Annotated in this window: 15 protein-coding genes; 7 read left to right on the top strand and 8 right to left on the bottom strand. The window is 57.1% G+C overall.

Features of this window, described 5'->3' with window-relative positions; all coding sequences use genetic code 11:
- Positions 1-65: 65 nt before the first annotated feature.
- From yhdP to DTA24_RS02595, 8 genes are all read right to left on the bottom strand, one after another.
- On the bottom strand, positions 66-3,863 hold the full coding sequence (gene yhdP, locus DTA24_RS02630; RefSeq protein WP_123836543.1) for an AsmA2 domain-containing protein YhdP: 3,798 nt from the start codon (positions 3,861-3,863) through the stop codon (positions 66-68).
- A 37-nt stretch (positions 3,864-3,900) separates the two neighbouring features.
- Positions 3,901-5,370, bottom strand: a complete 1,470-nt coding sequence (gene rng / locus DTA24_RS02625) for a ribonuclease G (RefSeq protein ID WP_008806687.1) — start codon at positions 5,368-5,370, stop codon at positions 3,901-3,903.
- 2 nt (positions 5,371-5,372) lie between these two features.
- Positions 5,373-5,954 (bottom strand): Maf family protein, encoded by a 582-nt coding sequence (locus DTA24_RS02620; protein ID WP_008806688.1) that lies wholly within the window; start codon positions 5,952-5,954, stop codon positions 5,373-5,375.
- Positions 5,955-5,961: 7 nt separating this feature from the next.
- Entirely contained in the window at positions 5,962-6,450 is a 489-nt protein-coding gene (gene mreD / locus DTA24_RS02615; RefSeq protein WP_008806689.1) for a rod shape-determining protein MreD, read from the bottom strand.
- On the bottom strand, positions 6,450-7,442 hold the full coding sequence (gene mreC / locus DTA24_RS02610; protein ID WP_008806690.1) for a rod shape-determining protein MreC: 993 nt from the start codon (positions 7,440-7,442) through the stop codon (positions 6,450-6,452). The genes mreD and mreC overlap by 1 nt, the downstream gene beginning before the upstream one ends.
- A gap of 70 nt (positions 7,443-7,512) precedes the next feature.
- Positions 7,513-8,556: a rod shape-determining protein MreB gene (gene mreB, locus DTA24_RS02605; protein WP_002918653.1), complete on the bottom strand. Its 1,044-nt coding sequence runs from the start codon at positions 8,554-8,556 to the stop codon at positions 7,513-7,515.
- Positions 8,557-8,861: 305 nt separating this feature from the next.
- Positions 8,862-10,802 (bottom strand): RNase E specificity factor CsrD, encoded by a 1,941-nt coding sequence (csrD, locus tag DTA24_RS02600; RefSeq protein WP_008806692.1) that lies wholly within the window; start codon positions 10,800-10,802, stop codon positions 8,862-8,864.
- A 79-nt stretch (positions 10,803-10,881) separates the two neighbouring features.
- The gene (locus tag DTA24_RS02595; protein WP_032691257.1) at positions 10,882-11,073 is read right to left on the bottom strand and encodes a hypothetical protein; all 192 of its coding nucleotides are present in this window, start codon (positions 11,071-11,073) and stop codon (positions 10,882-10,884) included.
- 228 nt (positions 11,074-11,301) lie between these two features.
- Here DTA24_RS02595 and msrP point away from each other — a divergent pair, with 228 nt between their 5' ends.
- The 7 genes from msrP to panF all read left to right on the top strand — a co-directional run bounded on the left by msrP (position 11,302) and on the right by panF (position 17,231).
- On the top strand, positions 11,302-12,303 hold the full coding sequence (gene msrP, locus DTA24_RS02590; RefSeq protein ID WP_123836542.1) for a protein-methionine-sulfoxide reductase catalytic subunit MsrP: 1,002 nt from the start codon (positions 11,302-11,304) through the stop codon (positions 12,301-12,303).
- Positions 12,303-12,902 carry a protein-methionine-sulfoxide reductase heme-binding subunit MsrQ gene (gene msrQ / locus DTA24_RS02585; protein ID WP_123836541.1) on the top strand — a complete coding sequence of 200 codons (600 nt, stop codon included), beginning with the start codon at positions 12,303-12,305 and terminating at the stop codon, positions 12,900-12,902. Before msrP ends, msrQ begins: the two co-directional genes overlap by 1 nt.
- Before the next feature lie 232 nt (positions 12,903-13,134).
- A complete protein-coding gene (aroQ, locus tag DTA24_RS02580) occupies positions 13,135-13,587 on the top strand; it encodes a type II 3-dehydroquinate dehydratase (RefSeq protein ID WP_012540446.1) in 453 nt (150 codons plus the stop codon).
- A 22-nt stretch (positions 13,588-13,609) separates the two neighbouring features.
- A complete protein-coding gene (gene accB, locus DTA24_RS02575) occupies positions 13,610-14,077 on the top strand; it encodes an acetyl-CoA carboxylase biotin carboxyl carrier protein (RefSeq protein WP_008806696.1) in 468 nt (155 codons plus the stop codon).
- A gap of 10 nt (positions 14,078-14,087) precedes the next feature.
- Positions 14,088-15,437 (top strand): acetyl-CoA carboxylase biotin carboxylase subunit, encoded by a 1,350-nt coding sequence (accC, locus tag DTA24_RS02570; protein ID WP_008806697.1) that lies wholly within the window; start codon positions 14,088-14,090, stop codon positions 15,435-15,437.
- A 110-nt stretch (positions 15,438-15,547) separates the two neighbouring features.
- Positions 15,548-15,790 carry a YhdT family protein gene (locus DTA24_RS02565; protein ID WP_012540445.1) on the top strand — a complete coding sequence of 81 codons (243 nt, stop codon included), beginning with the start codon at positions 15,548-15,550 and terminating at the stop codon, positions 15,788-15,790.
- Complete coding sequence (gene panF, locus DTA24_RS02560; RefSeq protein WP_012540444.1) at positions 15,780-17,231, top strand: sodium/pantothenate symporter; 1,452 nt, start codon at positions 15,780-15,782, stop codon at positions 17,229-17,231. Before DTA24_RS02565 ends, panF begins: the two co-directional genes overlap by 11 nt.
- Position 17,232: the final 1 nt, after the last annotated feature.

Raw genomic sequence — 17,232 nt, 5'->3', positions numbered from 1 at the left:
GCCTGACAGGCGGAAATACAGAAGGCGATCTATTGAGATTGCGGCAATTCCCGGCAATCGTCAAATCATTGCTTTTTGTTGCTACGCGCCTGGCGCAGCACCTCATTGATCTGCGGCTGGTCAATCGGACCAGTAATGCGATAGCGCAGAATCGAGACTTTGTTCCACAGCGGGCCCAGCACCTTGCTGGCGGCAAACACCGCCGCGCCGACGATAGGGTTGACGGCAAAAGCCGCCGCCACGCCGACGGTCGCAGAGATCTCCGGCGCCACCACCGCCTGCAGATCCAGCCGGCGACGCACCAAATCGACCGAACCTTTCATGGCAATATCCGCTTCCAGGCCATCCACCAGCGTATCGTCGGTATGCAGCACGCCATCCTTGATCCATGCCGTACTGTTAATCGAGTCGAAGTAAAAGCCCTCGCTGAAGGTATCGCTAAAGTCGAAGCGCAGCTTACGCAGCAGGGCATCAACGCTCAGCAAACGCAGCAGCTGGCCAGCGTGTCCGGTACTCAGGTCGGTAAACTGTCCCTTGCCGAGGTGGCTTTTAATGATCCCATTGAGCGATGCGACATCGGGCGACCAGGGCGGCGCGCGCCAGTGCAGATCATAGTCGATGTCAAACGGCGAATCCTTCACCGGCGTGGAAACGCCGAAGAAACTGGCAAACTCATCCGTTTTATTGCCATGCAATTTGCCTTTCAGCGACGTGCGTACACCGGTCGGCGCGCTGACCCAGACGCCATCGGTCGTCAGTCGGCCAAACCCGGTATCCACCAGACCATTGGAGAGCGTTAAGGTATCGCCCTTAATCGCCACATCGCCGTCGATACGGCCATATTTTTGCCCCCACAGCCAGCATTCCGCACAGCGCAGCTGCAGATCGGGCCAGCCGTGGAAATCCAGCCGCGTCTCTGCCTGCGGGGCAGCGTTCTTCTCACCGGTCTGGCCATTGGCGCTGGTCGGGTTGAAATAGAGATAACGCACATTCGCCAGCCAGGGCGCATTGTCGCGCATCGTCAGGGTAGCGTTGATTTCACGCCCCTGCGCCTCGACCTGCGAGCCGCCGGCGACCGGCTGCGACATCAGACTGACGTTGTTCCACTGTTGACCGGCAAGCGCCAGCGACGGCGTACGCAGCACAATGCGCTGGGGAAAGAGTATGGTGCTGCTGACTTCATTCGCCGCCCCGTTTTGAAAGAGCGCCAGCCATTGAGCGCCATCCATCGGTGGCAAATTGAGTTCAACCCCAGGCTGGTCAGGCAGCGGAGAGAGCCCCTTGCTGTCCGAAGTAAGGATTGCCCGATCCAACGTCAGCTTATGGTTCAGCAACCAGCGGCTGTTGATATGATTCTTCGCGCCGACGGAGCCGGTCAGGTCGAAGCTGCTCAAACCGCCGGCGACGTTAATTTTGATCGGCATCGGCTCTCCAGCGGGCTTATTGACCGGCGAAGGTAAGTGACTGCTCACATTCTTGAGGTCGCCGTTGATATCAACCTTATAGCTGGCGTTACCATGGTACGGCAGTTCGATAGCGACCTTGCCCTCCCACGGCACGCTGCCGCTCAGCGACTCGTTGACGGCTTTTGGCAGCAACCCGGTATGCGATGGCTGCCAGTTGGCGTTCATCCCGACGTCCACCAGAAACGCTTTTTCGCCCTCCCGGGTGGAAAAATTGAGATTCAGCGGCTGATGAAACCAGGTCGCGCTCAACGTTTCGCTATTGAGATCGCCATTCACGAAGCTGAAATTCCCGCTCAGGTTTTGCAGAGTGGTGTCTAACGGCTTGATAAACAGACTGTTATTCTGCAGACGCACATCGCCTTTCGCGGTGGTCATTTCGCCATCTAAAGGGATGTTAAGATGTAAGCGAGCGCTCACATCCCCGTCCAGCTGCAGGGAATCCAGCGCCGCTCCCAGGGTCTCTTTCAGCGGCGTGGTGTTGAAATAAGGTCCCACCTCTTTGCCCGGGCCTTTGATATCGGCATCAATCAACAGCTTTTCAGCGGTATAGTCCGGGAGCGCGGCATCGAGATTGCTGGCGGTGACATTGCCGAGCATCGCTTTATCCGCCCGCATCCACAACCCGTTATTGATGAAGTTGAGGTCGATGTTCAGCCCGGTCAGCGCCGGCCAGTCCGGCTGGAAGGCAAAAGTGGCGTTCTTCAGCGGGACATAAACCTGGAACTGCCCTTCATTATGCGGGTAAGGGAAAAGATGCGGATTGCCGCCATACACCAGCGTCGCATCGCGAGCCTGTCCGGCTTTAATCGCGCCGCTGAGATAGTCCACCAGCGCCTTGCCCATCAGGTTTTCCGGGAAGTAACGCCATGCCTGGCCACCATCATTGGTGCTGATGCCCGCCAGAATGCCCAGCCAGGGATCATCTCCCTGCGGTTGCAGATAGCGGAAGCCGCCGCGGGCGCGGACACCCGTCGCCTGCACGTCAATATCGCGGCCATCAAGCATAAACCCTTTGTCGTTTTTCACCCAGCTGAGGGTGGCTTCGCCAGCGGCGATCTCCAGCGGGGCGCGGAAAACACCGGTATAAGGCATCAGCGCCTGCGTCATGCGGGCGCGCAGTTCCCCGTGCTCAACGCTGCCATTCAGACTGCCGGAAAAGTGTTCCGCTCCCGGCAGGAGTTTCCACTGCTTCCATGCCAGATCGCTCCACTGCGCCTGAAAGCGCGTTTTCTCCGTCGCCTGAAGGGGAATATCGAGCGCCAGCAGGTTGATTTTCCCGCTGGGCTGCGTGGTGCGCCAGAGCTCGCCCAGGGAAGGCGCCAGCTTATCGGCGAAGGGCTGTAATCCGCTGAGGCCGCTGAGGGTTAAGTTGCTGGCACGAATGCGTAATTCATCGCTACGCTGATGGTCGTCGCCACCGACGTCCTGCGCCGGGATCCAGGCCATCGCCAGCGCGCCGCTTGGCCAGGGTTTATCGTCGATAGCGATCCGCGTATCGGGAATGTAGAAGCCCCAGCTCTGCTTGTCGTGGGAGAGATGCGCCGTCAGGTTATCCACTGACAGGTGATGCACTTCGTCATCCCCCTGCCAGCTGGCGCCCCCTTTTTTCAGCCATACGTCACCGCTGGCCACATCGCCTTTTTCAATGGTCATCCAACCTTCAAGGCTGAAGCGGGCGCTCTTCAGAGCGATATTGTCCTGCATCCAGCGGCCGAGCCACGGTTTGACGTCAATATCGTCAGCCTGTAGCCAGACTCGCCCTTTATTCAGCAGGCCATCCTCATCGCGGAGATCCATCCGCACCTGCATCACGCCATGCTGGCCGGTGAGACTGGAGAGACTAAGCTGCCCCTCGGCGCGGTGACGGTTCCTGCCGTTAAGCCAGGTCAGCTGCGGGACTGCCAGCTCCGCCCGCTGACCGGAAATGGTCAGGAAGCTCAGATGGCTGTCGCGCAGGGTAAAGTGGTCGAACTGACGTAAAAAGAGATCGCTGATGCGGTCGGTTTTCAGGCTTTCGCCGCCGTCATTGGTCTGAATAGGGGTGTTGGTATGAACCTGCAGCTGCCAGAAGGTGAGATCGCGGAACTGCCAGCGCATATGCAGCAAACTCTGCCAGACGTCCAGCGCCAGGGTCACGCGCTTCACCGCCATTTTGCCGCCGTCTTTCAGCCCGACCTGAATATCACGAACATCTAACGTCGGACCAAAATTTTGCCAGCTGGCGGTGATCTGCGAGGCATCCACCGGCGTGCCAGTAAGCGTGGAGATCTTCTCCAGCAGCTGCGGACGCCAGGCGTCGAGCTGCGGCAACACGAGACGCAAGCCACTCACCAGCAGCGCGACGATAACAATCAATGTTGCCACGGTGAGCAATAAAATCCCGGGCAGTCGCCTCACGCCTCTCTCCTTGTCAGCCGCACAATGACGCGGTGTCTTACATCATAACCACATCGAACTGCTCTTGATTATAGAGCGGCTCAATTTGTACCTTGACCTGCTTACCGACAAAGATTTCCACTTCCGCCAGCGCGTGCGACTCTTCCCCTTTCAGGGTTTCCGCCACCGCAGGGGAAGCATAGACCAGGAAGCGATCGGAATCATAAGCATGATGCACGCGGACGATCTCACGCATAATCTCATAGCATACCGTTTCAACCGACTTTACCGTTCCGCGTCCATGGCAGGTCGGGCACTCGTTGCACAGCACATGCTCCACGCTTTCACGCGTGCGCTTGCGGGTCATCTCCACCAGTCCCAGCTGCGAGAAGCCATTGATGCTGGTTTTCACCCGATCTTTACTCAGCGCCTGCTCTAAGGAGTGCAGTACCCGTCGACGATGGTCTTCATTGTTCATGTCAATGAAATCAATGATGATAATACCGCCGAGGTTACGCAAACGTAGCTGGCGGGCTATCGCCTGGGTGGCTTCGATATTGGTATTGAAGATAGTATCGTCAAGATTCCGGTGCCCGACAAACGCCCCGGTATTGATATCAATGGTAGTCATCGCCTCGGTCTGGTCGATGATCAGGTAGCCCCCGGACTTCAGCTCAACCTTACGCTCCAGCGCGCGCTGAATTTCGTTCTCCACATCAAAGAGATCGAAAATCGGCTGGCGGCCGCTGTAGTGTTCCAGCTTGCTGGTCATTTCCGGGATATATTCAGCGGTGAACTCAAGCAACGCCTCGTAGGTCAGGCGAGAGTCGACGCGAATACGGTCGAGATGCGCATCGGCAAAATCACGCAGCACGCGCTGAGCCAGGGCCAGCTCGCCGTACAGCTGATAACGGGTCTGATTGCGCTTTTTGCGCTCCATCACCTTGGTCCAGACGCGCTTCAGATAGGCGGCATCGGCGGCCATTTCCTGCTCGTGAACCCCTTCCGCAGCGGTGCGAATGATAAATCCGCCCTGCTCGTCGCAGTAATCTGCGACAACCTTCTTCAACCGCTCACGCTCGGCTTCGCTTTCAATGCGTTGGGATACTCCCACATGGGAGGCGCCTGGCATAAACACCAGATAACGGGAAGGCAGGGTGATATCCGTGGTCAGACGCGCGCCTTTGGTGCCCAGCGGATCTTTGACCACCTGGACCATCAGGTCCTGGCCCTGGCGCACCAGCTCCGAAATATCGCGTACGGTAAACTGCTTTTGCTCCTCACCAGCGACACATTCGGTATGCGGCATGATATCGGAGGCGTGGAGGAACGCCGCCTTATCGAGACCAATATCTACAAAAGCCGCCTGCATTCCCGGCAGCACTCGGCTAACACGACCTTTGTAGATATTGCCTACTATTCCGCGTCGCGCTTCACGCTCAATATGGATTTCCTGCAGAATACCGCCATCGATATACGCGACGCGCGTTTCGGATGGCGTTACGTTAACTAATAATTCAGCCGTCATCTTTATCCCTTTTCTTTACGCAGTGAGTTAAAGTTACTGAGCAACTCATACGTTTCCACCAGCGGTAAGCCGACTACGGCGTGATAGCTGCCATTAATCTTCCTGACGAAGCAACCACCCAACCCTTGAATACCGTATGCACCTGCTTTATCTAAAGGCTCGCCGCTGGCCACATATTCGGCGATATCCTGCTCGCTAAGCAGCCGGAAGGTCACGTCCGTGACCACCAGACAGTCCAGCGTCTGCTGCGTATCTGCCAGCGCCACCGCAGTCATGACCTGATGCGTTTGGCCGGAAAGCAGACGCAGCATTGCTGCAGCGTGTTCAGCGTCGCGCGGTTTCTCCAGCACTTCGCCGTTAAGAATGACAATCGTATCCGCCCCCAGCACCGGCAAATCGCGCGATGCCATCGCCACCCCGGCCTGCGCTTTTTCGCGCGCCAGGCGGACAACATAGTGCTCGGCGCTCTCCTGCGGCTGGCGCTGTTCCTCAATACCGGGAACCAGACGCTCGAAAGTGAGACCAAGCTGAGTCAGCAGTTCCTGCCGACGCGGGGAACCTGAAGCAAGATACAGAGTTGTCATATCAACCTTATTGCACTGCAAATTGCTGACGCACTTTGCGCATCAGCAGGAAGAGCCATGGCCAGAGGACACCGTTTACTACACTACTCCAGAATACTTCCGGACGGAAAGAGACGTTGATCACTAAAAACTCTGCCCAGAAAACAATGATATCCACGGCCAGGGATAACAGCATGACCACCAGCGCTTGTTGCCACAGCGCCAGGTTACGGAACAGCTGATATTTCAGCGCGACCAGATAGGCGATAATGCTTAAGGACAGGGCGCGAACGCCCAGCGTCGAGCCGCTAATGAGATCAAGAATAGCCCCCATCACGAAGCCCGTCCCCACGTTCACCCGGTGCGGCAGGGCGAGGATCCAGTACAGCAGGATCAATAATACCCAGTTGGGCCGGAAAACGCTGATGTCCGCCGGCCAGGGCATAATTTGCAGCAATAGCGCGATAAGAAACGAGAGCCAGATAACCCAGCGTCCCTGGCTACGATAACTTGCCACTATTGCCCCCCTGCAGGCAGAGACGGCTGCGATGGCGTCAGCCCGGTGGCTGGCGCCGGCATCTGCGGCCCCATGGCATCCGGCGCAGGCAGCACCTGCGGCATCATCTGCATCAGGCGCTCGTTAGCCACGCGATGGACCTCTTCCGGGGTCATCGGGTTGGCGCCATTGCGATCGGCGCCCCACAGCAGCAGCAGATAGCGCAAGCGCTGCAGCCCGGCCGTCGGACGCGCCTGAATCACGGTGTAGGCGCGCTGAGTGTCCAGCTTCACCGAGGAGACCACCCCGACCGGATACCCTTCCGGGAAGCGGCCACCGAGACCAGAGGTCACCAGCACATCGCCGACGCGAATATCGGTATTCGCCGGCAGATGCTCAAGCTGGAGATCGTCAGTACAGCCGTTACCGGCGGCAATCACGCGAATGTCGTTACGCAGGACCTGGATCGGCAGCGCATGGGTGGCATCGCAGATCAGCAGCACCCGGCTGGTCATTTTCGCCACGGCCACGACCTGCCCCACTACGCCTTTATCGCTGATAACCGGCTGGCCTTCGTAAACACCGTTCACGCTGCCCTTATCAATAACCACCTGATCGCTGTAGGGGTCGTTGACCGTTGAGATGACCTGCGTCACCATTTTTTGTTCGTCCTGGCGCAGCGGCGAGCCAAGCAGTTCACGCAGACGCGCGTTCTCTTGCTTGTACTGGCCCAGCATCAGCAGATCGCTGTTTTTCAGCAACAGTTCCTGACGCAGCGCGCGGTTTTCCAGTTCGAGCTGATCGCGGGTCGCCAGCGTTTGCGATACGCTGTCGAGGAGTTCCCGGGGACCATTAGAGACAAAGTAGAAAGGGCTGACGGCTGTATCCATGTACGTTCTGATTTGACTGAACGTACCCAGGCGGCTGTCGGCGATAATGACGCCAAGCGCCACCAGCACCGCCAGAATAAGGCGAATCTGTAGCGAGGGGCCACGGCTAAAAATTGGCTTCATAGGCTATGCGTATTCTCGTGTCAGTAAAGACCAGGGGCAGCCGCTAAGCCACCCCAGACCTTCAGGCTGACTACTCTTCGCTAAACAGGTCGCCGCCGTGCATGTCGATCATTTCCAGCGCCTTGCCGCCGCCACGCGCTACGCAGGTCAGCGGATCTTCAGCAACCACGACTGGAATACCGGTTTCTTCCATTAACAGACGGTCCAGGTTGCGCAGCAGCGCACCACCGCCGGTAAGAACCATCCCGCGCTCGGAGATATCAGAAGCCAGTTCCGGCGGGCACTGCTCCAGAGCAACCATGACCGCACTCACGATGCCGGTCAGCGGCTCCTGCAGCGCTTCAAGAATTTCGTTGGAATTCAGGGTAAAGCCGCGTGGTACGCCTTCCGCCAGGTTACGGCCGCGAACTTCGATTTCACGCACTTCATCGCCCGGGTAAGCCGAACCGATTTCGTGTTTGATACGCTCAGCGGTCGCTTCACCGATCAGGGAGCCGTAGTTACGACGCACGTAATTAATCACGGCTTCGTCGAAACGGTCGCCGCCGATACGCACGGAAGAAGAGTAGACCACGCCGTTCAGGGAAATAACCGCGACTTCGGTAGTACCGCCGCCGATATCGACAACCATAGAACCGGTCGCTTCAGAAACCGGTAAGCCTGCGCCAATCGCTGCCGCCATCGGCTCTTCGATCAGGAAGACTTCACGAGCGCCAGCGCCCTGCGCGGATTCACGGATCGCACGACGCTCAACCTGGGTGGCGCCAACCGGTACGCACACCAGCACGCGCGGGCTCGGGCGCATAAAGCTGTTGCTGTGCACTTGTTTGATAAAGTGCTGCAGCATCTTTTCCGTCACGAAGAAGTCAGCGATGACGCCGTCCTTCATCGGGCGAATCGCCGCGATATTACCCGGGGTACGGCCGAGCATCTGCTTCGCTTCATGACCTACGGCGGCGACGCTTTTCGGCGATCCGGCACGATCCTGACGAATGGCCACCACGGAAGGCTCATTCAATACGATGCCTTGTCCTTTTACGTAAATAAGGGTATTCGCGGTACCCAGGTCAATGGACAGGTCATTGGAAAACATGCCACGAAATTTTTTTAACATACTAAGGGATAATCCTGAAAGCTGGGGCGGAAAACAAAATCCGCTTACTTTACCAACCACACGCAGCAGCGACAAGGCGCAAAAATCACCTGCTGCGGTGAAAATTAGTGCAGTTCATTTCCTTTGTTACAAATTTTTCCGACTCCGTTCATTGCTGAAATCTTCAGCAGCGCTCCACGCCTGAATTTGTAACCTGTCAAAGGAGGGTCACTGGCATTTACATTGCGATGATCCGGCGAGTAGACAAGCACACCCCCTTCACGATGGCGCGCGTTATTCTACGTGAAATCACGCTAAACGGCAGATCAAACCGAGTATCTTTGCGAATATTTTTTCACATTTGTGTCAAGTGGCTGTGAGGCCGCAAAAAATTCCCCCTGACCGCCTGTGACACCGCATTGGGACAGCACTAACCACTCGCTGCGGCTGCGTACGCCCGTCGCAAAAACTTGCATAGGCATGCCTTTGCAGGCTTCCACCAGACTTTGCACCAGCAGCTGGTTCTCACTGCGCTTTTCAATGTTGCGCGCCAGCCCAGGATGCAGTTTGATCAACTCCGCATCCAGCTGCTTGATCCAGCTGGTTCCCACCAGGGTTAGTCCCGCCTGAACGACCGCCACCCGAACGCCCAGGGCGTTAACCAACCGCATAACCGGCTGCAGACGGCCGATATATTGACAAACATCTGCCTCCGCAAGTTCAAAAATAATCCGCTGACGCTGCGATTTTTCACACTGCATTAAGGCATCGCGCAGCCAGCGCTGAAAACGGGGACGGATCAGCGACTCCACCGACAGCTGTAACGCCAGGTTTTCTTCAGGCCAGAAGCCTAAAAATGGCAGCAGGCGCGTCACCTGCAGGCGGTCATACTCCTCCGCCAGACCAAACTGCAGCACCATCGGCATGTACTCGGCGGCGATCACCTCTTCTTTACCGTCGTACATCCGCGACATCAGTTCACGGTGATGCACCCGGCCATCGCGGGTAACGGCAGGTTTTTGGTACAACCGCGGTCCCCCGCGGCTCAGCATCTGTTCGATCAGCGTCCGCCAGCGAACGTTGCCGCGACCTTTCTCAGGAAGGGTGTCATCGTAAACCGACCAACTATTGCTACCCTGCAGCACCGCGTTGCGCGTTGCCGCTTCCGCGTGCTCCATCACCTGCGCTGTCGATTGCCCGCTGCGGAAAGCACAGATCCCGATATGCATCATATCGTCGCGATCGAGAATGCGCGTCGGCGGCAGTGCGTCCATGGCCTTCAGCAACAGCCCGGCGATACTATCTGCCTCTTTTAACGTGCGGTGCGGCAGCAGCACGGCGAAGTCGCTACGGTGATAGCGCGCCAGTAGCGCGCCGGGATAACGCATAATAAAGGTAGAGAGCAGGTTGATAAGCGTGAAGTAATGCTCTTCGGCGGCCGCCCGTCCCCAGTTGTCCCGTAGCAGATCGAACTCCGGCAGACGGATCATCATGACGATGCCGTAGGCGCCCACTTTCTCCTGGTCTTCCAGCAGCGTGGCCAGCTGATTATCAAAGAACAGGCGGTTATTCAGGCCCGTTTTAGAATCCTGTGCCGCATAGGAGCGAATCAGCGTATCCATACGGCTGCGCTGATCGCTGGCGAATTGCAGCTCCGACAGCAGCATATCCAGCGCGCTGCTGGTGCTGGCTGGCCATTCATAGACCGATCCGCGCACCTGCGGCCCGCGCTCGCCGCTCAGGATGCGCGTGGAACGCAGCTCAAGCAGCTCCTGACCAGCCAGCTGGCGGCGGATCCAGCGGACGGCGAAGAAAATAATCACCACCATAAAGCCGATGGAGATCGACAACGGGGCCGTGATCGACAGCGAGCGGAAATAGTTCACCATTGGGTCAACGTAGACCAGATGCAGAGTGATACCGGGGTGTTTAAGCGACGGGACCGTGATCTCACGGAATTGCTCATGGCTGCCAAGCGGGCGGTAGCTGTCGGTTCGGGAGTGGCTGTAGAGTGGTTTGCCGTTAAGCATGAAATCGATATGCACGATCTCGATCGGCGTCATCAGCTCATCCAGCTGCGGCTCAAGCTGATCAAAAGAGGTGGTGATGAGCCGGTTATCCAGCATGGTCGCCACCGCCTGAACCCGGTTTTCGACCTTGTTCTCAATGCCGTTATAAAAACTCAGCGAAGCGCCAATCAGCGTGACAAAGATGGTCAGGCTAGTTAGCAGCGTGATAAAGGCTGAGAACTTCGTCGTTAATCGCATCCCTGTGTTAACTCCGCGAGTGAATGACTGCCCGATGAACCATCAGGCTCCCGTGCTGGCGCGCGCCTTGCCGCTAGCATTAACCTTTTAAAGCGCGACGCATACTATCAAAGATGGCGAGTCTGGCAATGGAATGCGTATTATCGGCGAAAGTATGCCGATAGCGAGTATAGTCGGCAGAAAAAATTTGCCAATCATTGCCCGCCTGCGGCCTGCGCCAGAAGCGCTTTAATTTTAGACGCAGGATGGCAAACCCGCGCCAGCGACGCAAATTATTACCGGTTTACCGTCTGGCCAGCTTACCGCCCTCTTTTCCCTGCTAAAGATGCCGGGTCATGCGCGGTAAAGGAAACGTCTTGCGCCACTTTCCGATGATTCCTGGACGACCGCGCCTCTGCTTCGGCGGCGGCTCCTCATCCTAATCTGCAATTTTTCGTGACATATTCGCGATAAATCGTCGTCTCCGTCATGCTTAGGGAAACGCATGACGGAGGACACCATGAAAAGAAAAAAACTGACGGAAGCCGACGTCACGGCCGAATCCGTTTTTATGCTCAAGCGGCGCCAGGTGCTGAAAATGTTGGGTATCAGCGCGACGGCGCTTTCGCTTCCCGCCGCCGCGCAGGCCGATCTGCTGGACTGGTTTAAAGGAAATGACCGCCCGCCGGCCCCGGCGGGCAAGGCCCTGGACTTTGCTAAACCCGCCGAGTGGCAGGCTAATCTGACGCTCACCCCGGAAGATAAGGTCGCCGGTTACAATAACTTTTATGAATTCGGCCTCGATAAAGCCGACCCGGCGGCGAACGCAGGTAGCCTGCGCACCGATCCCTGGACACTGACCATCGGCGGTGAAGTGGCGAAGCCGCTGACCCTTGACCATGACGATCTGACCAAACGCTTTCCGCTGGAGGAGCGCATTTACCGTATGCGCTGCGTGGAGGCCTGGTCGATGGTCGTTCCCTGGATCGGTTTCCCGCTGCATAAACTGTTGGCGCTGGTGGAACCCACCAGCAACGCACGCTATGTCGCCTTCAAAACCCTTTACGCCCCGGATCAAATGCCCGGGCAGAAAGATCGTTTTATCGGCGGGGGACTTGCTTATCCTTACGTGGAAGGGTTGCGACTTGACGAAGCCATGCACCCCTTGACGCTGCTTACCGTCGGCGTGTATGGCAAAGCGCTGCCGCCGCAGAACGGCGCGCCGATCCGCCTGACCGTGCCGTGGAAGTACGGTTTTAAAGGCATTAAATCCATCGTCAGCATTGAGCTGACGCGCGAGCAGCCGCCGACCACCTGGAATCTGGCGGCGCCGGACGAATACGGCTTCTTTGCCAACGTTAATCCCCATGTCGATCATCCCCGCTGGTCGCAGGCCAGCGAGCGGTTCATCGGATCAGGCGGTGTGCTCGATGTGAAACGTCAGCCGACGCTGCTGTTTAACGGCTATGCCGACGAGGTGGCCTCACTGTATCGCGGTATGAACTTGCGGGAGAACTTCTAGTGCGTTTCACCGTCAAACAGATCGCGTGGTTGAAAGTCTTCCTCCACCTGGCGGGGTTTTTACCGCTGGTCTGGTTGTTCTGGGCCGGGCATCAGGGCTACTTTAGCGCCGATCCGGCCAAGGATATCCAGCACTTTACCGGCAGGATGGCGCTTAAATTTCTGCTGGCGACTCTGCTGGTCGCCCCGCTGGCGCGCTATGCGAAGCAGCCATTATTGATTCGCATTCGCCGCCTGTTAGGTTTATGGTGTTTTGCCTGGGCGACGCTGCACCTGACCAGCTACACCTTGCTGGAGCTGGGCATTAACAATCTGGCGCTGCTGGGCTCGGAGATTATCAATCGCCCCTATCTGACGTTAGGCATGATCTGCTGGGTGATCCTGCTGGCGCTGGCGGCGACTTCGACGCAGGCGATGCAGCGAAAACTGGACCGTCGTTGGCAACTTTTGCACAATTTCGTCTATCTGGTGGCGATCCTCGCGCCGATTCACTACCTGTGGTCAGTGAAGATCGTCTCGCCGCAGCCCATCATTTATGCCCTGCTGGCGGTGGTGCTTTTGGCATGCCGTTATAAGAAGTTCCGCCAGTGGTGGCGCTGAATCCGGTAATGTGCAGTTTCCCGCAGATCTTTTATCAACCGCGACTCTTTTTACGATAGCGGTTGATAATCTTCCCTGATAAGACCAGTATTTAGCTGCCAATTGCTACGAAATCGTTATAATGTGCGACTTTGGTTTTCCTGACGGGGTTTTCTGACCCTGAAAAGGTGACAAGGGCGCATTGAAGGTATATGTTGTTTTTTACCCGAAGATGGCAGGAGATCGCCACACGATGGCTGACAAGTTTCACATTTTGCTTTTGAATGGTCCAAACATTAACATGCTCGGTACCCGCGAGCCTGATAAGTATGGCACCCTCTCGCTGGCTGAAATTGTTAACCGTTTGACATCTGAGGCGGCGGCGCTGAATGTGAGCCTGGATCACCTGCAGTCCAACGCGGAGTATGCGTTAATCGACCGAATTCATCAGGCTAAAGACAACGTGGACTATATCCTGATTAATCCGGCCGCGTTCGCGCATACCAGCGTAGCAATCCGTGACGCGTTGCTTGCCGTGAACATCCCGTTTATCGAGATTCACTTGAGCAACGTGCATGCACGCGAACCCTTCCGCCAGCACTCATACCTGTCAGATGTCGCCGCTGGCGTCATTTGCGGACTGGGGGCGGACGGCTATTCATACGCTTTACAGACGGCGGTAAAACGCCTGTCACAATCACACTAAACAAAGAGTACGGAACCCACTCATGGATATTCGTAAGATTAAAAAACTGATCGAGCTGGTTGAAGAATCAGGTATCTCCGAACTGGAAATTTCTGAAGGCGAAGAGTCTGTTCGCATCAGCCGCTCTGCACCGGTCGCAAGCTATCCGGTTATGCAGCAGGCTTATGCTGCGCCGATGATGCAGCCTCAGGCGCCTGCCGCCGCGGCTGCCGCACCAGCTGCTGCAGCTGAAGCGCCGGCAAAAGCGGAAATCAGTGGTCACATCGTACGTTCCCCGATGGTTGGTACTTTCTATCGTACGCCAAGCCCGGACGCGAAAGCGTTTGTGGAAGTTGGCCAGAAAGTTAACGTGGGCGACACCCTGTGCATCGTCGAAGCGATGAAAATGATGAACCAGATCGAAGCCGACAAAGCCGGCGTGGTGAAAGCCATTCTGATCGAAAGCGGCCAACCGGTAGAATTCGACGAGCCGCTGGTAGTTATCGAGTAACGAGGCGAACATGCTGGATAAAATTGTCATCGCTAACCGTGGCGAGATCGCATTGCGCATCCTGCGTGCCTGTAAAGAACTGGGCATCAAGACCGTCGCTGTGCACTCCACCGCGGATCGCGATCTAAAACACGTATTGTTAGCGGATGAGACGGTCTGTATTGGCCCGGCTCCGTCCGTAAAAAGCTATCTCAACATCCCGGCTATCATCAGTGCGGCGGAAATCACCGGCGCGATAGCGATTCACCCGGGTTATGGTTTCCTCTCCGAGAACGCCAACTTTGCCGAGCAGGTTGAGCGCTCCGGCTTTATCTTCATCGGTCCGAAAGCCGACACTATCCGCCTGATGGGCGACAAAGTGTCCGCAATCACCGCGATGAAGAAAGCCGGCGTCCCGACCGTTCCAGGTTCTGACGGCCCGCTGACCGACGATATGGACGCTAACCGCGCCCATGCCAAACGCATTGGCTATCCGGTGATCATCAAGGCCTCCGGCGGCGGCGGCGGTCGCGGTATGCGCGTTGTGCGTAGCGACGCCGAACTGGCGCAGTCTATCTCCATGACCAAAGCGGAAGCGAAAGCGGCTTTCAATAACGACATGGTCTACATGGAGAAATACCTGGAAAATCCTCGCCACATCGAGATCCAGGTACTGGCGGACGGTCAGGGTAACGCTATCTATCTGGCAGAGCGTGACTGCTCCATGCAGCGTCGCCACCAGAAAGTGGTCGAGGAAGCGCCGGCGCCGGGCATCACCCCGGAACTGCGTCGCTACATCGGCGAACGTTGCGCGAAAGCCTGTGTGGATATCGGCTACCGCGGAGCGGGCACCTTCGAGTTCCTGTTCGAAAACGGCGAGTTCTACTTCATTGAAATGAACACCCGTATTCAGGTAGAACACCCGGTTACCGAAATGATCACCGGCGTTGACCTGATCAAAGAGCAGCTGCGTATTGCAGCTGGCCAGCCGCTGTCCATCAAGCAGGATGAAGTGGTCGTCAGAGGCCATGCGGTGGAATGCCGTATCAACGCCGAAGACCCGAACACCTTCCTGCCGAGCCCGGGTAAAATTACCCGCTTCCACGCGCCGGGCGGTTTTGGCGTGCGCTGGGAGTCTCATATCTACGCCGGTTACACCGTACCGCCGTACTATGACTCCATGATCGGTAAACTGATCTGCTACGGCGAAAGCCGTGACGTGGCGATTGCCCGCATGAAGAATGCGCTGCAGGAGCTGATCATCGATGGCATCAAAACCAACGTCGATCTGCAGATGCGCATTATGAGCGACGAGAACTTCCAGCATGGTGGCACTAACATCCACTATCTGGAGAAAAAGCTCGGACTGCAGGAAAAATAATCCTGTATTTGCTGCAAAAGGCCGGTTAATCCGGCCTTTTTTCTTTTTCTCTCCCCTCGACTTTTCCATGCGGTACAATCCCCGCTTTCTTCATCCTCAAGGGACAAAAAATGGACAAACGCTTTGTTCAGGCCCATAAAGAAGCGCGCTGGGCGCTGTGGCTGACCCTTCTCTATCTTGCCGCCTGGCTGGCGGCGGCCTATCTGCCGGGCGTCAGTATCGGTTTTACCGGCCTGCCCCACTGGTTTGAAATGGCCTGCCTGCTGGTGCCGCTGCTGTTTATACTGCTGTGCTGGGCGATGGTGCGCTTTATCTTCCGTGATATCTCTCTGGAGGATAACGATGCAGCTTGAGATTATCGTGGTGCTGATCGCTTATCTGTTTGTGGTCTTCGGGCTGTCGATTTACGCGATGCGTAAACGCAGCACCGGGAACTTCCTTAGCGAGTATTTCCTCGGCAGTCGATCGATGGGGGGGTTTGTATTAGCCATGACCCTCACCGCCACCTATATTAGCGCCAGCTCGTTTATCGGCGGCCCCGGCGCCGCCTATAAATATGGGCTGGGTTGGGTACTGCTGGCGATGATCCAGGTACCGACGATCTGGCTCTCTCTCGGGATCCTCGGCAAGAAGTTCGCGATCCTGGCGCGACGCTACAATGCTATTACCCTTAACGATATGCTGCAGGCGCGCTACCAAAGCCGCGCGGTGGTATGGATTGCCAGCGTCAGCCTGCTGGTGGCCTTTGTCGGGGCCATCGCGGTGCAGTTTATTGGCGGCGCGCGCCTGCTGGAAACCGCTGCCGGGATCAAGTACGAAACCGGTCTGCTGATCTTTGGGATCACCATCGCGCTGTATACCGCTTTCGGCGGCTTCCGCGCCAGCGTACTCAACGATACGATGCAGGGAATGGTGATGTTGATCGGGACGATCGTCCTGCTGGTTGGTGTCGTCCATGCTGCCGGCGGCCTGCATCAGGCGGTGGACACACTGCAGCGGATCGACCCACAGCTGGTGTCGCCGCACGGTGCGGATGATATCCTGTCCCCCACCTTTATGACCTCGTTCTGGGTGCTGGTTTGCTTCGGCGTTATCGGCCTGCCGCATACCGCCGTACGCTGTATCTCCTATAAAGACAGCAAAGCCGTGCACCGCGGGATTGTCATTGGCACGATCGTCGTGGCGATTCTGATGTTCGGCATGCATCTCGCCGGCGCTCTTGGCCGCGCCGTCCTGCCGGGCCTCACCGTGCCCGATCTGGTGATCCCCACGTTGATGGTCCAGGTGCTGCCGCCGTGGGCTGCAGGACTGTTCTTAGCCGCGCCGATGGCCGCGATTATGTCGAACGTGAACGCCCATTTACTGCAGGCATCGGCTACGATCATTAAAGATCTGTGGCTCAGCGCGCAGCCAACAAAAAAACGCAATGAGCAGAAGCTCAAGCGGATCTCAACGATCGCCACCTTAGTGCTGGGTATATTAATGATGCTGGCCGCCTGGCGGCCGCCGGAAATGATTATCTGGCTCAATCTGCTGGCCTTCGGCGGCCTTGAAGCGGTGTTTTTATGGCCGTTGGTGCTGGGCCTCTACTGGGAGCGGGCAAACGCTGCCGGGGCGCTCAGCGCGATGTTGGTGGGCGGCGTGCTGTATGCCGTGCTCGCGACGTTTCATATTCAGTTCCTGGGCTTCCATCCTATCGTGCCCTCGCTACTGCTAAGTTTGTTGGCTTTTGTCGTCGGGAACCGTTTCGGCCAACCCGTCCCGCCAGCCCCTGTGATGACTACTGATAAATAAA

The sequence above is a fragment of the Klebsiella sp. P1CD1 genome, from assembly GCF_003790505.1.
Lineage (GTDB): Bacteria > Pseudomonadota > Gammaproteobacteria > Enterobacterales > Enterobacteriaceae > Klebsiella > Klebsiella variicola.
This window is presented reverse-complemented; position numbering and strand designations above follow the sequence as displayed.

Coding starts and splice junctions, on each gene's coding strand:
- aroQ (WP_012540446.1), top strand. CDS start 13,135: ATGGCTGACAAGTTTCACATTTTGCTTTTGAATGGTCCAAACATTAAC.
- accC (WP_008806697.1), top strand. CDS start 14,088: ATGCTGGATAAAATTGTCATCGCTAACCGTGGCGAGATCGCATTGCGC.
- rng (WP_008806687.1), bottom strand. CDS start 5,370: ATGACGGCTGAATTATTAGTTAACGTAACGCCATCCGAAACGCGCGTC.
- mreC (WP_008806690.1), bottom strand. CDS start 7,442: ATGAAGCCAATTTTTAGCCGTGGCCCCTCGCTACAGATTCGCCTTATT.
- panF (WP_012540444.1), top strand. CDS start 15,780: ATGCAGCTTGAGATTATCGTGGTGCTGATCGCTTATCTGTTTGTGGTC.
- csrD (WP_008806692.1), bottom strand. CDS start 10,802: ATGCGATTAACGACGAAGTTCTCAGCCTTTATCACGCTGCTAACTAGC.
- DTA24_RS02565 (WP_012540445.1), top strand. CDS start 15,548: ATGGACAAACGCTTTGTTCAGGCCCATAAAGAAGCGCGCTGGGCGCTG.
- mreB (WP_002918653.1), bottom strand. CDS start 8,556: ATGTTAAAAAAATTTCGTGGCATGTTTTCCAATGACCTGTCCATTGAC.
- DTA24_RS02620 (WP_008806688.1), bottom strand. CDS start 5,954: ATGACAACTCTGTATCTTGCTTCAGGTTCCCCGCGTCGGCAGGAACTG.
- msrP (WP_123836542.1), top strand. CDS start 11,302: ATGAAAAGAAAAAAACTGACGGAAGCCGACGTCACGGCCGAATCCGTT.
- accB (WP_008806696.1), top strand. CDS start 13,610: ATGGATATTCGTAAGATTAAAAAACTGATCGAGCTGGTTGAAGAATCA.